This is a genomic window from Glutamicibacter sp. BW77, from assembly GCF_002332285.1.
Classification (GTDB): Bacteria; Actinomycetota; Actinomycetes; order Actinomycetales; family Micrococcaceae; genus Glutamicibacter; species Glutamicibacter bergerei.
The window spans coordinates 1-15,549 of record NZ_NRGT01000075.1; the positions used below are offsets into that span (position 1 = coordinate 1).

Below are 15,549 nucleotides of genomic sequence, written 5' to 3' on the forward strand. Positions count from 1 at the left end.
CACGGACATTTTGGAGGGAATGGTGGGTTCGAAAGCACGTAATCGAATCGCAGGTCCTCGAACCGGTCTACGACGAGGGTGTCTCCCTGACGGACATTGCTCGGGTCCTGTCCCTTGATGAGCAGGTCGGCTTTGCAGATGGCGTAGGTGCGCGGGTTGATCTCCTGACCGAACAGCGCCATCGAGGCCTCGGGGTTGAGATCGTGCAGGTGCTCCTCGGCGACAGTGAGCATGCCGCCTGTGCCAACCGTCGGATCATAGATCGACCGAACGGTACCGCGATCGCGCAACGCGTTGGTGTCCTCGTCATAAATCAGGTCGACCAGCAGGCGCACCACGTCGCGCGGCGTGTAGAACTGGCCGGCCCCGTCATTGGCCGACTCCGCGAACCGGTAGATGAGGTTCTCGAAAAGGTCTCCCATGTCCGCGTTGGACACTGCCTCTGGAGACATATCGATCCGCTCGAAGTGACGGGTCACCTGCGCGAGCCGGTCGCGCGAGTCCAAGGTCCGAATGACATTCTCGAAGTCGAAAGACTTAAACACATCTAGGTTCGCGGAGAACCCACCAACATAGTCGATCAGGTTGGCCGCTAAGTTATCTGGATCCTGCAGTGCTTTCTCTAGCGTGTAGTCGCTGGTCGTCCAGAACGGGAGCCCAGCGCTGTCTTCGCTGCGCGTGCGGATCTTCAGGTGAGTGCGCCGTTGTTGCTCGCCCTCGTAGGACCCGACGATCTCGGCCATGGCTTTGCGATGCGGCTCCATGACGCACTCTAGGCGTCGCAGCACGGTGAATGGAAGAATGACCGAACCGTACTCGGCCTCTGAATAAGGGCCGCGAAGCGTGTCGGCGACGCTCCACACGAAACTGGAATGGACTGACAAGATAGAGGATTCTCCTGGTACACAAGCTAATAGACCGGACCATCTCATCCTATCGGCGGGGTCCCGCACTGCAGAGATGGCGCGCCTGCTGAGCGGGACTGGACGTAGGCTCATCTATTCTCGACATCTTCATCTGATCCGCGTCTGTTTATCCACCCGTGAATGATCAGACGCGGAATTAGTAAACGTTAAGGCGTGAAAAGCTGGGAACTTATGACGGAAGAAGCATACAGTCCAACACAGACGGAGGCCCCGAGCCAAGAGACCTTGATGTTTAAGGAAAAACACGTATTTACGGAACACCGCATCCCCCACTAACCATTAAGCACAATTCCGATGTTTACAATGTCTAGACGTGACAAGATGGGTGAAATGGACATTTCACGAGAAAAAAGCGCGAAGACGGCACTATCACTAAGGAAAAGCACTGGACTTACGCAACAAGACTTAGCGAACCTGTTGGGCACTTCATCACGAACAATTTCACGATGGGAATCAGGAGAAACCTCGATACCCGCCGAGAAGATTCGACAAATCGAATACGTAATCACAGGTAATTTACGTGAAACGACAGCCATCGATCTGCAGTTCGCTTCAAGCGTCAACCTAGGACTGGAAATCATGGAACGGCTCAAAAGGCACGACATGATGGCGGCACAAATAAAAGAACTCAAAGAGCAGAACGAATCCTACAAAATAAGGTACGGAGAACTTTGAGCCCGAACAAAACCCGCTTTGAGAGTCGCTCACTGCCAAACGGCGCCCTTCAGATACGTAACTCCTAAATCTCCCACCGAGCAAAACTCAATGATCATAATCGATCAGCGAGCGTTTGCGTAGGGCCTCGATTTTCCAGTTATGCCAAGTCCCAGCAGCCAACGCCAGTGGTTTGGCACCCAGCCCGGGGAAACAAGGTTCCCCGGGCCAGCAACTGGTCTCGGGAACTGGACTAGCGCCATACCAGTCTTGCCCGAGCCTGCGACTAACTTCTATGCGAATGCCAGCTTACGCACGGTGAGGTTCTTGTACGTTGCCGTCCCGCCCGAAACGAACAATTTGATCCCGGAATCCGAAGCCAGCGGGAATACCCGGTGCGAGTGGACGATCCGTCCATCACCGAAGAACACTTCGACGCTGGAGCGGTCCACCAGGATGCGTGTCTTGAGTCTTCCGCTTGGTGCCTCTAATGGACTCTTGGTTTCGCTCTTATCCCCGGGGTGGAAGCTTGGCTTGCGGTTCACATAGGCGAAACCTCCGGCCAGATAGATTCCGGTGGCCACGTGACGCGTGCCGGTTTTTGCCCGGCACAGCTCAAATCCCACGTTCTCCGGCGGATTGGCCGGATCCCAGCTCAATTCACATTCCAGCTCATAGGCGCTGCTCGAGAAATCCAAGACCTGCTCCCCGGATACCGCCGGGCTGCCTAAGCTTTTCGCCGGACCGGCCAGCTTGTCCAATTGCTTTACCGGCACCGAGGCAAGGTAGTAGCCTTCAGCGCCGGCGATCATCCGCACCTCGCGCACAATCATGTCATCACCGTTGTAGCCATCCGTGGCCATGCTTGGGGCATTGTGTGGGTAATCCCAGAAGTTGTTCCACCCAATGACACGGCGCAGTTTGGGATTTTCACTTCCGTCGGCACGATGGTCCGGATAGGTCACCGCACCATAGAAGTCAAAGCCCCAGTCAAGCCATTGCGGATCATCATCCTTGGTGGTGAAGGCCTTTCCATCAAAGTCGCCCACCCAGTATGCGTAAGTGGCGGGCAGATCATGTGGCTTGCCATTGGCGCTGGTGCCAAGCACCCATTGTTTGGTTCCGTCAGAAGCCTGGATCTGGAACAGGTCCGGGCATTCGAGGGTGCCCAAGGTGGTGCGCACAAATTCGCTGGTTCTTTTCCACCGCTTCAGGTTCACCGAGGTATACAACCCGATGCGGTCCCCCTCAGCATTAAGCATGACCCACTGTGAGCTTTGCTCATGCCAGATCATCTTCGGGTCTCGGAAAGCTTCCACGCCTGGGTTAGCCAGGACCGGCTTGGTTCCACCGGGTTTAAAGCTGCGTCCCTTATCGGTGGAGTACCAGAGGTATTGGGCTTGCACCCCGCCCGGTGCCTGGGTGACCAGAGCAATCAACGCTCCTTTCCCGTAGCCCGCGGTGTTCTTTTCATCGATAACAATTGAGCCGGACCAGCAATCCCCGTTAGGGCTTTCATGCTTGCTGATGGCTACACCGTGGTCGGTGAAGTTCACGTGGTCCGTGGTGGTCGCCAAACGCCAGCTCGTACCGCTGCCACCGAGGATGTAGTCCTCGTTGTAAAGGTAGTAATACAAGTATTCACCGTCCAGATACACCGGACGCTGCGGGTCATTTTTCCAATTATCCGGAACGCTGAAGTGATAACTGGGACGGTAGCTCATCGCAGCAGAGGCCTTCTTTTCATTTTTTCCCCGTTTTGATGGGGCCGCAACGGCCGCCCCAGTGCCTAGCCCGGTCAGGGTCAATGCAGTGGCCGAGGCCAGGGTGGCAACAATGCTTCGTCTGGACGGCCCGCCATTGGTCATGTCTTTTTTCTCGCTCATGTCATTTCGCTTTCGTCCGCCAGCACCCAGTGCTGGCTTGATTCATCGATAATGTGCTTTTGCAGGTTGTCGCTGGCGGACCAGCGCTGGATTTGTTCGCGTAGAGCCGCACGCTTTGGTGCGTCGAGGCTACTGTCTCGGTCAGGGTCAGGCACCGCACCCACGAGCAGCTGAGTATATGGATGACTCGGGTTATCCAGCAGATGCACGGATTCTCCCGATTCCACGATTCGCCCCTCGTTGAGCACAGCAATTCGATCCGAGAGGTAACGGGCCGAAGCCAGATCGTGGGTGACGTACAAGATGGTGATCCCATGCTCGTCACGCAGCTTATGCAGCAGGTTCAACACACCAATGCGCACCGAGACGTCTAGCATTGAGGTCGGTTCGTCGGCCAGAATGATGCTCGGCTTAGCCGCCAGCACTCGGGCAATCGCGATGCGCTGACGCTGTCCGCCAGAGAGCTCATGCGGGAAGGAGGAGAGCACATCCGGGCTGAGGCCCACGGTACTCACCAGCTTTGCCATTTCACTGCGCTTTGACTTAATTTCTGGCTGGTGCAGAGCCAAGGCGCGTTCTAAAATATGCTCCACGCGGAAGGTAGGGTTCAGCGAACCGAAGGGGTCTTGAAAGACCATCTGCACGTCGCTGCGGTACTTGCGCACCGCTGCCCCCTTCAGCCCCGCAATATCTTTTCCATTAACAAGAACTTCACCGGAATCCGGAGTTTCAAGCAGAGCAAGACAACGGGCCAGCGTTGACTTGCCGGATCCCGACTCGCCCACCAGTGCCACGATTTCCCCGCGTTGCATCTCCAGATCGATATCCCGCAAAGCAGGAATTTTCTTTCGACTAAATAGCGCGGAGCTGGTAAACGATTTGCTCAGCGAACGGATTCGCACGGCCGGACCCACTGCGGTCCGCTGGGTAGCAGTTGAAGTCATAGCAGTTCTCCTTGCGACAGCACAGGCTGATCCGAGGGAGCCACCCAATGGCCCTCGCCGGTGTCTTCCAGATCCTGGATGTTGGTGAATTTGGTGCCTTCGGCCAGCCCGGTGAGCTTAACCCGTGGGCCATGCAGAGGTGGGAAAGCTCCCAGCAGCGCTTGAGTATAGGGGTGCCGGGAACCATGGCGCAGTGTTGTTGCCGGAGCCAGCTCCACGATGCGACCGCCGTACATGATGCCAATACGGTCAGAGAGTTCAAGCATCAACGACATGTCGTGGGTGATGAACAGAATCGCGAAGCCGAGTTCTTTTTGCAGTTCACGGATCTGCTCCAAGATCTCCTGTTGCACCACCACATCTAGCGCAGTAGTAGGTTCATCAAGGATCAACAGCCGCGGGTTCAAAGCGCAGGCCATGGCGATAACAATGCGTTGGCGCTGGCCTCCGGAAAGCTGGTGTGGATAAGCGCGCAACCGTACCGGATCGATGCGCACCATCTTAAGCAGTTCGTGGGCACGATGCAGCGCGGCAGCCCGGCTACCGCCACGGTGGGTGCGGATCACGTCGATGAATTGCTCACCGATACGGGTGACCGGGTTCAGGGAGTTCATGGCCGATTGGAACACCATGGCCACGTTATTCCAACGCCAGGCACGCAATGCTGCCTCATCCATGCCCAGCACGTCCGTGCCGTCAAAGAGGACTTTGCCGTTGCTGATCCGGGCAGGGTCCTTGAGCAGACGCATGATCGAGTTCGCGATCGTGGACTTGCCGCAGCCGGACTCGCCGGCGAGGCCAAAGATCTCACCGGACTGGATGGTGAAGCTGACCCGGTCCGCACCGCGGACCGCACGCTCGTCGCTGACGTATTCGACGGTCAGATCCTGAACTTCCAATACCGGGACGCTCATTTTTCTTCCTTTCGCGCCACGGTGGTTGCCGCGGTGCTCTTCGTTGCGTGCTTAGGCCGGCGCAGGCGCGGGTTGGTAATCTCATCTACCGCGTAGTTGCATAACGCCAAGGCGAAGGCCACCAATGCAATAGCCAGACCCGATGGAACAAAAATCCACCACTGGCCGAGCATCAGCGAACCATCGCTGGTAGCCCAGAACAGGTTGGTGCCCCAGGAGAGCGTGTTGACGTCTCCCAGACCCAGGAATTCGAGTCCGGCCTGGGCACCAATGGAACCGATGATGCAGCCCAGCAGGGTGGTCATGACCACCGAGGCCATATTCGGCAAGATCTCGCGCACCATAATGCGCAGTGGACGTTCACCGGATACCTGAGCGGCCGCCACATAATCCTTGCCCCGAATGGACATGGCTTGAGAACGCATGACGCGGGCGCTACCGGCCCAACCGGTAATCACCAGCACCACGATGACCGTTCCAAGTCCTGGCGGCATGAATGCTGCCAGGATGACCAACAACGGCAGACCCGGAACCAGCAGGAACACGTTGGTCACCAGCGAGAGCGCCTCGTCCAGACCACGGCCGAAGTAGGCACCGCTCAAACCGATCAGTACGCCGATCACGGTGGACAAGATACCGGCGGCAAAGCCGACAAATAGTGAGGAGCGCGCGCCCCACAAGGTCAAGCCGAGGACGTCTTGGCCTTTAGTGGTGGTGCCCAGCCAGTGTTCCAGACTGGGAGCTGCGGCGCCGGCAGAGGTGATGCGTGCCGGCTCTCCCGGGAAGAACACCGGGGCCAGCAGGGCCAGCGCAATGAACACTAAAATGATGCTCAGCCCGGCCACCGCCTTGCCGTTGCGCAGCAAGGTACGCAGCAGGCGTGTGGCACCCAGTCGAGCGCGGCCCGTGGCACTTTCTGCCGCCGGGTCCTCGGGAGTCAAGGTCAGGGAATCTGTGGTTATCTGGCTCATGAGGTTCAGCCCTTCCGCACACGAGGGTCAAGTCGGACGTAGACCAGGTCTACAAGGAAGTTCGCTATCAGCACCGCGGCGGTAATGGTCAGGAACATGCCCTGCATCAATGGGTAGTCAAGACCTTGGACTGCAGCGAGCAGCTGGTAGCCAACGCCCGGGTAGGCGAACACTACTTCGGTGAGCAAGGCTCCACCGACGATAAACCCGATGCTCATGCCCATGCTTGTCACCGAGGGCAGCATGGCGTTGCGTGCGGCATAGTTCAGCATGATGCGGTGCGGGCGCAGACCCTTGGCCTCGGCCATCAGGATGTAATCCTCGGAGTTGGTTGCGATCATGGTGTTGCGCATGCCCAGCATCCAGCCGCCCAAGGACACCAGCACAATGGTTAGTGCCGGCAGGAACAGGTGAGCTGCCACATCCAAAATGAATTCAAGGTTGAATCCGGGGACCAGACCCACGGAGAAGGCGTGACGCATCGGGGCGACACCCATATTGATGCCAAAGATGTACAGCGCACCCATGGCGAGCCAGAAGTACGGGAAGGAACCGATGAATACCAGCAGCGGCGGAGCCACCGAGTCCAGGAAACCGCCACGGCGCCAGGCCGCCAGGATACCCAGCAGGTTGCCGAGGATCACCGCGATCACCAATGAGGTGATGCCTAGCAGCAGGGTCCACGGCAGCTGAGAGGCGATAACTTCGGAGACTGGCGTGGGGAAACGGGATATCGACATTCCGAAATCGCCGGTGAGGATGCGGCCGAGGTAGCTGAAGTATTCGGGGATGAGCGGGCCGCCGTCTACGCCCATCATGGTGCGTAGCGCGTCGACCTGCTGTGGTTCGAGGCGTTGCTGCGAGCGGGAAAGCATGCGGGTGACCGGGTCACCGGGCATCAGCCGCGGCAGCAGAAAGTTTAGGGTGATGGACGCCCAGAAGGCTAGCAGGTAAAAGCCCAGACGCCGGAAGAGGAAGCTCATAATATGTGTCCTTCACGAAAGATCGCGTCGTGGTGGGCAGCCAGAGGCCGCCCACCGCGTGGGAGCTTGATGCTATTTCGCGGGTTCTAGGTTGGTGAGCACCAGCACGGTGGTCGGTGCGCGGTTGCTCAGAGTCGCGTAAGGGTTTTCCTCGGTGGGCCAACCAACAAAGTTCTCGGTGGTGTAGGCACCCCACTCCGGGCCAGGGAACAACGGCACAACCGGAGCTAGTTCGCTATACAGCGACTGCAAGTCATTGATGACCTGCTTCTGCTCGCCTTCATCACCGGTAGCCACAAACTTGTTCAGCAGGTCATCTGCTTTTTTGTCGCTGAAGCGGTGGTAGTTGTCAAAGGTCTGCTTGCCGACCGGCTTGACGTTTTCGCTTCCCATCAGGTTCAGGTAGTACTGATACGGGGTCGGAGCGTTAGCAGTCCAGACGATGCCGGTATCAAATTCACCGGTCTCGTAGGCTGCGGTCACCGCGGCCCAGTCAGGGGAATCAACGGTGGCCTTGATGCCCACGTCCTGAAGGTTCTGCGCGATAATATTTGCTACCGACAGCCAGTCAGTGGAGCTTGAACCCACGGAGATGTCGAAGGTGAAAGGTTTACCCTCTGGGGTGGAGCGCTGTCCTTGGGCGTTTTCCTTGTAGCCAGCTTCATCCAGCAACTTCTTGGCGCCTTCAAGATCGCGCTTGGTCCAGTCGCACTTCTCTACGACCGAGGCATCACGCCACTTGTCGTAGTTGCCCGACAGTCCGGTGCAGTCGGCCGGAACGGTGTAGTCACTCATGCCAACCTTGACCGCCTGTTCACGGTCAACGGCCATGCTTAGTGCTTTGCGCACCCGCACGTCGGAGAATTCTTCCTTGGTGGTATTCAGCTGCCAATTGATCTCGGAGCCTGTCGTTGGGAACCAGTAGTGGCGGTGTTCTGGGTCTTTGTCGACATAGGTGGTCTGGATGTCCGGCATGTAGGTCTGAGTCCAGTCGACATCGCCGGAGATGGCGGCCAGGTTGGCACCGTCGTTGCCGGCGAAGGCAAGCATCCGGATGCCGCCAAGCTTCTGCTTCTCGGGCTGCCAGTAGTTCGGGTTCTTTTGCAGCTCGAAGGACTGGGCCTGGAAGTTGGCGATCTCGGTGTATGGGCCGGTGCCGACCGGGGTCGGGTTCTCTTCGTTGCCTGGCTTGTCGAACTTGGACCAGATGTGCGCAGGCACGATGACCTGTTGCCCCAATTCGTACAGTGCCGGGGCGAAGGCCTTCTTGAAGGTGAACTGAACGGTGGTCTTATCCGGGGTCTTGATGGACTTCAGGTAGTCGTAGCCGCCGAGCAGTTCCTTCTGCAGTTCCACCGAAAGCTTCACGTCCTCGGAGGTCAGCTCGGTGCCATCGGAGAACTTGACTCCCGGACGCAGATTAAAGGTCAGCGACTTGCCGTCGGTGCCCGCTTCCCAGTCGGTGGCCAGCCAAGGCACCGTGTCGCCGCCGGCAGGGTTGTAAACCAGCATGGACTCATAGATGGACTGGCCGGTCATTGGCGCGGCGTTGGGCGAGAACGGGTTGAAGTTCTTGGAGAAGGTACCCATGTCTTCACGCGGGATGGTGAGGAACGCTGAGCTGGTTGTTGCTCCGTCAGCTTCGGTTCCGCCTGGGTTTGATGCGACGCATCCGGTCAGCGCGAGTGCGCCGACCGCTGCGGTCGCAGCCACGGCAAGGTGCGCGCGGCGTAAGTATTTGACTATCATGGAAGTTCCTCATCCATTCATGTGATGTGTAGCGGAGGGGAAGCTCATCTTTGGCCGTGCATGGCCACAGATGAACGAATGCGTGGAGGGCAGCCGATGGTAATTTGGCGATTCTCAATCGGTGAGCCCTCTACCATTTGATTCAGTAATGACACCCCTGCCATACCCATTTCTTCAAAGGGCAGGGCGATGGTTGTCAGTTTTGGTCGCATATGTGGTGCCAGAATCTCTTGATCATCAAAACCGACGATTGAGATGTCTTCCCCCACTCGCAAACCGAGTTCCTTGATTGCGTCATAGGCTCCCATGGCGATCCGGTCATTACCGCAAAAAATTGCGGTTGGCGGATCTGGTTGAGCCAGTAACTCTTGAGTTCCGTGATATCCGCTATCGGCGGTACCGTCACCGGCAACAATCTTTGACTCTTCTTGGCTAAGTCCATGATCACGCAGAGCCTGCTTCATACCGGTTTGGCGCCCGATCTGAGCAGGGATTCCTTGGGCAACAGTGATATGGCCAATGTTGGTGTGTCCAGCCCGTGCGAGGATCTCGGCGGCGGCGTAACCGCCTGCCACTTCGTCCGGGACGATTGATGGAAATTCTCCGGCGGCGTCGAAGCAGTTGACCAAAACGCAGGGAACCGATTTTGCATTCTCCGGCACGATGATTTCTCGGTGCCAGGTGGTTGCAATGATCAGCCCGCCTACCTGTTGTTCAAGGAGCTTCTCCACCGCGAGCATTTCCATGCCGGGGTCATCATCGCTGGGTGCGATGAGCAGAAAGTTTCCATCTTTCCATGCCGAGCGTTGTGCTCCCTTGATCACGTCGGTAGCAAAGGGTGATGTAGCAATCTCGGTCACCAGACCGAACCAGGCGCTGCGTTTGCTAGCCAGAGTTCGTGCGGCCGCATTGGGGCGGTAGCCCAGCATGCGCGCCGTCTGGTTGATTCTCTCTCTCGTGGTTTCGGGGATATTTGCTTCCATCCGGCCATTGAGCACAAATGAGACGGTTGTTCGGCTTACGCCGGCCGCCTTGGCGACATCGGCCATGGTCACGGATTGCTGCGTCATTTCCCCTCCTCCCCCTTGAGATCAATGCGAAACTGGCCGTGTTGCAGATTTGCTAACACGATTCAGTAACGCGCGTTACTACGCTGAGAAATAAGGTAACGCACATCACTTGCGGGTGTCAAGCAGTCAATTCTTATTTGCGCATAAATGCAGATCTCTGCGAAGATCGCGCGCTTTCGACAGAACTGGCATCCCCCGCAGCACGGTATTTGGGCGCACGGAACGACCCAGAAACTATTCTGGGTATCCAGGAATTTGAAGATCAGACGAGGTGAAGAGGCTAGTCAATTCGCCTCTCGGCAAAGAAGCTTCATGAGTCATGCTGCGAGGCTGTGGTACTTCCCTACAGTTCGAGCCCTAAGAATATTTAGCTCCCAAACTCGGTCAGCTTTGGTTCAGCGGTCCTTCATTGAATCGCGCTCAATCAGCGGCATCTCCACCTGATGTTCAACAGGATCCAGCTTCCCATCAAGAAGTAGCTCAACGGCAAGCGCTCCCATTTCTTCATAAGGAAGTCTGATCGATGTCAGCTGCGGACGCAGGTAGCTAGCGATGATCTCATCGTCAAAGGAAAGAACCGAAAGATCCTTGCCGGGAACTAGTCCTTGTTCGGCCAATGCTTGGAAGACTCCCATAGCCACGCGGTCATTCGCGCAGATGACAGCATCAGGCTTGTGCCCATCGGTGAGCATTTGAGCGGTCGCCGCATAGCCGTCGGTGGGATTCCAGTCTTCGAGAACCCATTCGCCAAGTACTTCAAGTTTCGATTCGCCCAAGGCGTTGCGCAGCGAAGTGAAACGGCGGGTGATACTCGGATAGCTCATCGAGTCATTCTCAGCATTTTGATGCGCCCCGATCAGCGCGACACTTCTAGCACCGGTTTCCAGAACTCGGTGCACCGCACTGGTACCGGAATCCAGCTCGTTCGGCAGCACCGCGGTGCAGGGGCTGTCATCAAGTCCATTAACCAAGATCGTGGGCAGACCCGTGGCTGGGATTTTTAAGTCACGTTTCCGTGAATCCATAAATCCCAGGATGAGACCATCAACGTCCCGATGAGCCATCTGCTTGATGGCTTCAGCTAGCTGATCAGGTTTCCCGAAGGTCTCTGCAATCAGCACCGTATGGCCGCGTTCTTCGGCCGCGCGAAGAATGCCGGTGATCATGCCGGAAGCAAAACGTGTGACCGTGACCTGATCAGAAATCAGCCCCAGGGTTCGAGTCTTGCCACTGCGCAATGACTGAGCGGCAGCATTTGGACGGTAACCCAGTTCCTTGGCTGCCGCGCGAACTCTCTCGGTGGCCTCTGCGGAAAGCCTGGTCCCAGGCTTGTTGTTCAGGATCAAACTGACTGCGGCCTTTGACATCCCTGAAGCTTCTGAGACGTCAGCTATTGTTACCCGCTTGGCTTTTTGCGTATTCACGTGTCCTTCTTGCGACTGGGTACCTGCAATTATTCGAGCCTAGCCTATTGCAGGGACGTCCTGACGCTGTTACAGTCTTATGCTAAATCCATTTAGCATATTTTGATTAAGGATGGCGGCGTTGCCCGAACTACAACAAGTCGCGGTCATGCGACCAGAGCTTCACTTCTCCCCCAAGAAAAACTGGATCAATGATCCCAACGGTTTGTTCTTTGATGGCGAGCAATACCACCTGTACTTCCAGCACAACCCCCACGGAGTTGGCCACGGCTACATGTCCTGGGGACACACGGTCAGCACCGACCTGGTGAACTGGACCGAACTTCCCATCGCCATCCTGCACGGGGATGTTGCAGACATCTTCTCCGGCTCCATCGTTGTGGACCAGGAGAACACCAGCGGCCTCGGAGACGGAAGCACCGCGCCGATCATCGCGCTGTACACCGCGGCAGCCAAGGACGATAGCAACCAGTCCCAAGCGCTGGCCTATTCCCTGGACGGTGGCGCAACCTTCACCAAGTACGCACAGAACCCGGTATTGGACCGTGGTTCTAAGAACTTCCGTGATCCCAAGGTCTTCCGCTACGAATCCGCGCAGGGCCCGTGCTGGGTCATGGTGGTTGTAGAAGCCATCGAACGCCGTGTGCTGATCTACCGTTCGGAAAACCTCATCGACTGGACCGAGGCATCCAGCTTCGGCCCGCAGGCTGCCACCGCCGGCATCTGGGAATGCCCGGACCTCATCCAACTGCCGGTCGCCGGCAGCGACCAGCTCAAGTGGGTCCTGCTCGTTTCACTGAATCCCGGAGGCGTGGCAGGTGGCTCCGGCACCCAATACTTCGTGGGAGAATTTGACGGTTTCATATTCACCCCCGACAAGCAGCAGGAAGCTAATGATTCACTGGCCTTCGAGCAGCTAAGCCAGGGCAGCTGGCTGGACTGGGGTCGCGACTTCTACGCCGGCGTCAGCTTCCACGGCATGCCGGTGGAGCAGCAAACCATCATCGCCTGGATGAGCAACTGGGACTACGCCCGCGATCTGCCCCACGACGGCTGGCGCGGTTCCATGAGCGCAGCTCGCACCCTGGACTTGGTGCAGCTTGGCGACGGCGGTTTTGAAATTCGTCAACGCCTGAGCGGCTTGCCCGACTCCCCTGTACCAACCAGCGCGGTGCTGACCGGCGAGACGCGCATTGAACTCAATGAACCGGCTCTTGTGGAACTGAGCCTCCCCGGTGACTTCACCGGCCGGGCACGGTTACTCCTGCACCGCGCAGATCACAGCGTGATGAGCGAGGTGAGCGTTGAGCCATCTCTGATTCAGCACCACCGCGGCGCAGGCAAGGTTGCCCATGAGCTCTACGCTTCCAGCCAACGCATGCCGTTACCGGAGGATTCCACCGAGCTAGTCATCCAGGTTCTTCTGGATCATGGTTCCATTGAAATCCTGGGCGCGGATGGCCGCCGCTCACTGACCGATCAGCTCACCGGCGAAGCTGCGCCAGCCTATGGGGTACTCCAGTATTCCGGCAGCACGGGCGCAGTTGTTGGTGTCCTGCCATTGAGTGAAAAGAGCTTGGAGCGCAGCGCATGAGCAGTATTACCGTCATAGGAGAATCTTTAGTGGACGTCGTCTCGGGTTTGGCCCACCCCGGTGGTTCACCACTAAACGTTGCCGTCGGACTCGCGCGCCTAGGACATGTTGTGCAATTCCATACCGAATTTGGTCAAGATGCTCATGGGCAACAAATCGCCGAGCATCTGTTGCAAGCGGGTGTGAAGGTGGCTTCCGGCTCGGTCACTGAGCGGGCCACCTCGGTGGCTCAGGTTCACGTTGATGAGCACTTAAACGCCCATTACACCTTTGATATCCACCAGCAGATTCCACCAGTGGCAGTAGACGCCGTCCCCGAACTTTTGCATACCGGATCCATTGCCGCGTGGATTGAGCCCTCGGGGCAGTGCATCGTTGATGCCTTCACTCATGCTGCAACTGGTTCACTGCGCAGTTACGACCCAAATCTTCGTCCAGATCTGGTGGAAGACCGCGAAGCAGCCATCGAACGAATCGAATTGCTGATGAGACTGAGTCATATCGTTAAGCTCAGCGATGTGGACGCTCAATGGCTCTACCCTGAGCTGGACCTGTGGGACGTACTGGCGCATGTTTCCAGCCTCGGGCCGGCTTTTGCCGTGATGACCCAAGGTGGGGAGGGTTGCCTAGCTGTTGCCCACGGAAATCGATATGACATCCCGGCCTTGCCGACAGAGCTCAAAGACACCATCGGTGCCGGTGACGCGTTCATGTCCGGACTGCTTTACGGTGTGCTCGCGCTACCCGAACTAGCGCAAGCGCTACGCACCGGAACCGCCTGCGAACCAGCTGATATCAGGCAAGCGCTGCACCACGCACTAACTTCGGCAGCACTAACCGTGGCACAGGCCGGTGCAAATCCGCCGTGGTTCAACGATTTCTCCCGCGCCTTAGCTCACTAAGAACTTTCCAACGATGACAAAGAAACCAGGGCAAAGATGACTGGACTAAGCACAACTCTTAGAAACCCTACCTACCTTCACAGTTCCTTCTCGATGCTGCTGTTCTTCGCATCATGGGGAATTTGGTGGTCATTCTTCCAAATTTGGCTCACCAGCGAATCCAACGGTTTGGGGCTCAGCGGCGCACAGGTCGGTACCGTCTATTCGGTGAACTCGCTCGTGACGCTGTTCTTGATGTTCGGCTACGGTGCTCTACAAGACCGGCTAGGTCTGCGAAAGCATCTTGCGGTCGTGATTGCCGCGGTGACCGCGCTCACCGGACCATTCTGCATGTGGGTCTACCAGCCGCTACTGCAGTCCCACTTCATGATGGGTGTTATTGCCGGCGCAGTCGTATTCTCCGTTGGATTCCTTGCAGGCGTAGGCCTCTTTGAAGCGCTCACCGAACGTTACAGCCGCCGCTTTAACTTCGAATATGGGCAAGCGCGCATGTGGGGATCATTCGGTTACGCCGTCGTGGCACTGGCTGCAGGCTTCCTGTTTACCATCAACCCAATGCTGAACTTCTGGATCGGTTCGGTACTCGGAGTAATCCACCTGCTGCTGTTGTTGCTTTGGCGCTTCGAAGCTAAACCAGTAGCTCCTCTCCCAAGCAACGGAAAACTGTCTCCAGCATCTACACCGGGCTTCCGTGAAATGCTGGGCCTTTTCCGTTTACCTAGCCTGTGGCTCATCATCGTATTCGTGATGCTGTCCTGGACGTTCTACACGGTCTTTGACCAGCAAATGTTCCCCGACTTCTACACCGGACTCTTTGAAGACCAAGAAACCGGTCAGCAGGTATATGGCATCCTCAACTCGGTGCAGGTCTTCGTTGAAGCGGCCATGCTGGGACTCGTACCTCTGCTCATGCGCCGCGTGGGCGTGCGTTCTGCACTGCTCATCGGTGTCGCCATCATGTTCGTTCGCATCTTGGGCTGCGCGCTCGTTGATGATCCGCTGCTCGTCTCCGCAATTAAGATGCTGCACGCCATCGAAACGCCATTGTTCATTCTTCCGGTGTTCCGTTACTTCACCCTGCACTTCAACCCGGCGTTGTCTGCAACCTTGTACATGGTGGGGTTCCAAGTATCCTCGCAGATTGGTAACGTCTTGCTCTCCACACCGTTGGGCATGCTCCACGACCAGGTGGGCTACCGCCAGACCTTCATCACCATCTCGCTGGTAGTGCTGCTTGCTGGAGTCTATGGATTCTTTGCGCTGAAAAAGGACGATCAGCAAGTCATGGGTGACCCATTCATTCGTCACTCAAAAACTGCTGTTGACGCCTAACTGAGCGTTCGTTCAAGCGGGGCGGGTTGCTATAGAGACTTACAGCACCTCGCCCCCGCTGCGTTAATACGTTGTCAACCGTTTGCCAGAATCTCGCTCGTATTAATGCATCAACATCGTTCGTTCATAGTGCTGCGCCCGGGTACCGTCGTTTTGACTGGCCGGCCTGCTAAAGCTCGCCAGATCACCCCGGATGAGGT

General features: G+C 57.2%; 13 protein-coding genes and 1 pseudogene. 4 read left to right on the top strand and 10 right to left on the bottom strand.

What is annotated here, in order from left to right; all coding sequences use genetic code 11:
- The coding region (locus tag CIK74_RS14125; protein WP_141392968.1) for a class I SAM-dependent DNA methyltransferase at nucleotides 1-884 on the bottom strand (884 nt) is incomplete at its 3' end.
- Between the two features lie 363 nt (nucleotides 885-1,247).
- On the opposite strand from CIK74_RS14125, the gene CIK74_RS14130 reads away from it, so the two are divergent.
- Nucleotides 1,248-1,601 (top strand): helix-turn-helix transcriptional regulator, encoded by a 354-nt coding sequence (locus tag CIK74_RS14130; protein ID WP_205738292.1) that lies wholly within the window; start codon nucleotides 1,248-1,250, stop codon nucleotides 1,599-1,601.
- An 87-nt stretch (nucleotides 1,602-1,688) separates the two neighbouring features.
- Here CIK74_RS14130 and CIK74_RS18570 read toward each other — a convergent pair.
- The 9 genes and pseudogenes from CIK74_RS18570 to CIK74_RS14170 all read right to left on the bottom strand — a co-directional run.
- Nucleotides 1,689-1,784, bottom strand: a pseudogene (locus tag CIK74_RS18570) (IS982 family transposase); the annotation flags it as partial.
- An 89-nt stretch (nucleotides 1,785-1,873) separates the two neighbouring features.
- On the bottom strand, nucleotides 1,874-3,466 hold the full coding sequence (locus CIK74_RS14135; RefSeq protein ID WP_240520554.1) for a glycoside hydrolase family 32 protein: 1,593 nt from the start codon (nucleotides 3,464-3,466) through the stop codon (nucleotides 1,874-1,876).
- The gene (locus tag CIK74_RS14140; protein ID WP_096256849.1) at nucleotides 3,463-4,410 is read right to left on the bottom strand and encodes an ATP-binding cassette domain-containing protein; all 948 of its coding nucleotides are present in this window, start codon (nucleotides 4,408-4,410) and stop codon (nucleotides 3,463-3,465) included. Before CIK74_RS14140 ends, CIK74_RS14135 begins: the two co-directional genes overlap by 4 nt.
- Nucleotides 4,407-5,324, bottom strand: a complete 918-nt coding sequence (locus CIK74_RS14145; protein WP_096256850.1) for an ABC transporter ATP-binding protein — start codon at nucleotides 5,322-5,324, stop codon at nucleotides 4,407-4,409. Before CIK74_RS14145 ends, CIK74_RS14140 begins: the two co-directional genes overlap by 4 nt.
- Entirely contained in the window at nucleotides 5,321-6,295 is a 975-nt protein-coding gene (locus CIK74_RS14150; protein ID WP_096256851.1) for an ABC transporter permease, read from the bottom strand. Before CIK74_RS14150 ends, CIK74_RS14145 begins: the two co-directional genes overlap by 4 nt.
- Nucleotides 6,296-6,300: 5 nt before the next feature.
- Nucleotides 6,301-7,278, bottom strand: coding sequence for an ABC transporter permease (locus tag CIK74_RS14155; RefSeq protein ID WP_096256852.1), 978 nt, complete (start codon nucleotides 7,276-7,278; stop codon nucleotides 6,301-6,303).
- A 72-nt stretch (nucleotides 7,279-7,350) separates the two neighbouring features.
- On the bottom strand, nucleotides 7,351-9,027 hold the full coding sequence (locus tag CIK74_RS14160) for an ABC transporter substrate-binding protein (protein ID WP_096256853.1): 1,677 nt from the start codon (nucleotides 9,025-9,027) through the stop codon (nucleotides 7,351-7,353).
- 44 nt (nucleotides 9,028-9,071) lie between these two features.
- A complete protein-coding gene (locus CIK74_RS14165; RefSeq protein ID WP_096256854.1) occupies nucleotides 9,072-10,097 on the bottom strand; it encodes a LacI family DNA-binding transcriptional regulator in 1,026 nt (341 codons plus the stop codon).
- Between the two features lie 395 nt (nucleotides 10,098-10,492).
- On the bottom strand, nucleotides 10,493-11,521 hold the full coding sequence (locus tag CIK74_RS14170; RefSeq protein WP_205738293.1) for a LacI family DNA-binding transcriptional regulator: 1,029 nt from the start codon (nucleotides 11,519-11,521) through the stop codon (nucleotides 10,493-10,495).
- Nucleotides 11,522-11,642: 121 nt separating this feature from the next.
- On the opposite strand from CIK74_RS14170, the gene CIK74_RS14175 reads away from it, so the two are divergent.
- The 3 genes from CIK74_RS14175 to CIK74_RS14185 are packed head-to-tail and all read left to right on the top strand — an operon-like array spanning nucleotide 11,643 to nucleotide 15,349.
- Entirely contained in the window at nucleotides 11,643-13,115 is a 1,473-nt protein-coding gene (locus CIK74_RS14175; RefSeq protein ID WP_170947896.1) for a glycoside hydrolase family 32 protein, read from the top strand.
- On the top strand, nucleotides 13,112-14,017 hold the full coding sequence (locus CIK74_RS14180; RefSeq protein ID WP_096256857.1) for a carbohydrate kinase: 906 nt from the start codon (nucleotides 13,112-13,114) through the stop codon (nucleotides 14,015-14,017). Before CIK74_RS14175 ends, CIK74_RS14180 begins: the two co-directional genes overlap by 4 nt.
- A gap of 36 nt (nucleotides 14,018-14,053) precedes the next feature.
- Nucleotides 14,054-15,349, top strand: coding sequence for an MFS transporter (locus CIK74_RS14185; RefSeq protein WP_096256858.1), 1,296 nt, complete (start codon nucleotides 14,054-14,056; stop codon nucleotides 15,347-15,349).
- Nucleotides 15,350-15,549: the final 200 nt, after the last annotated feature.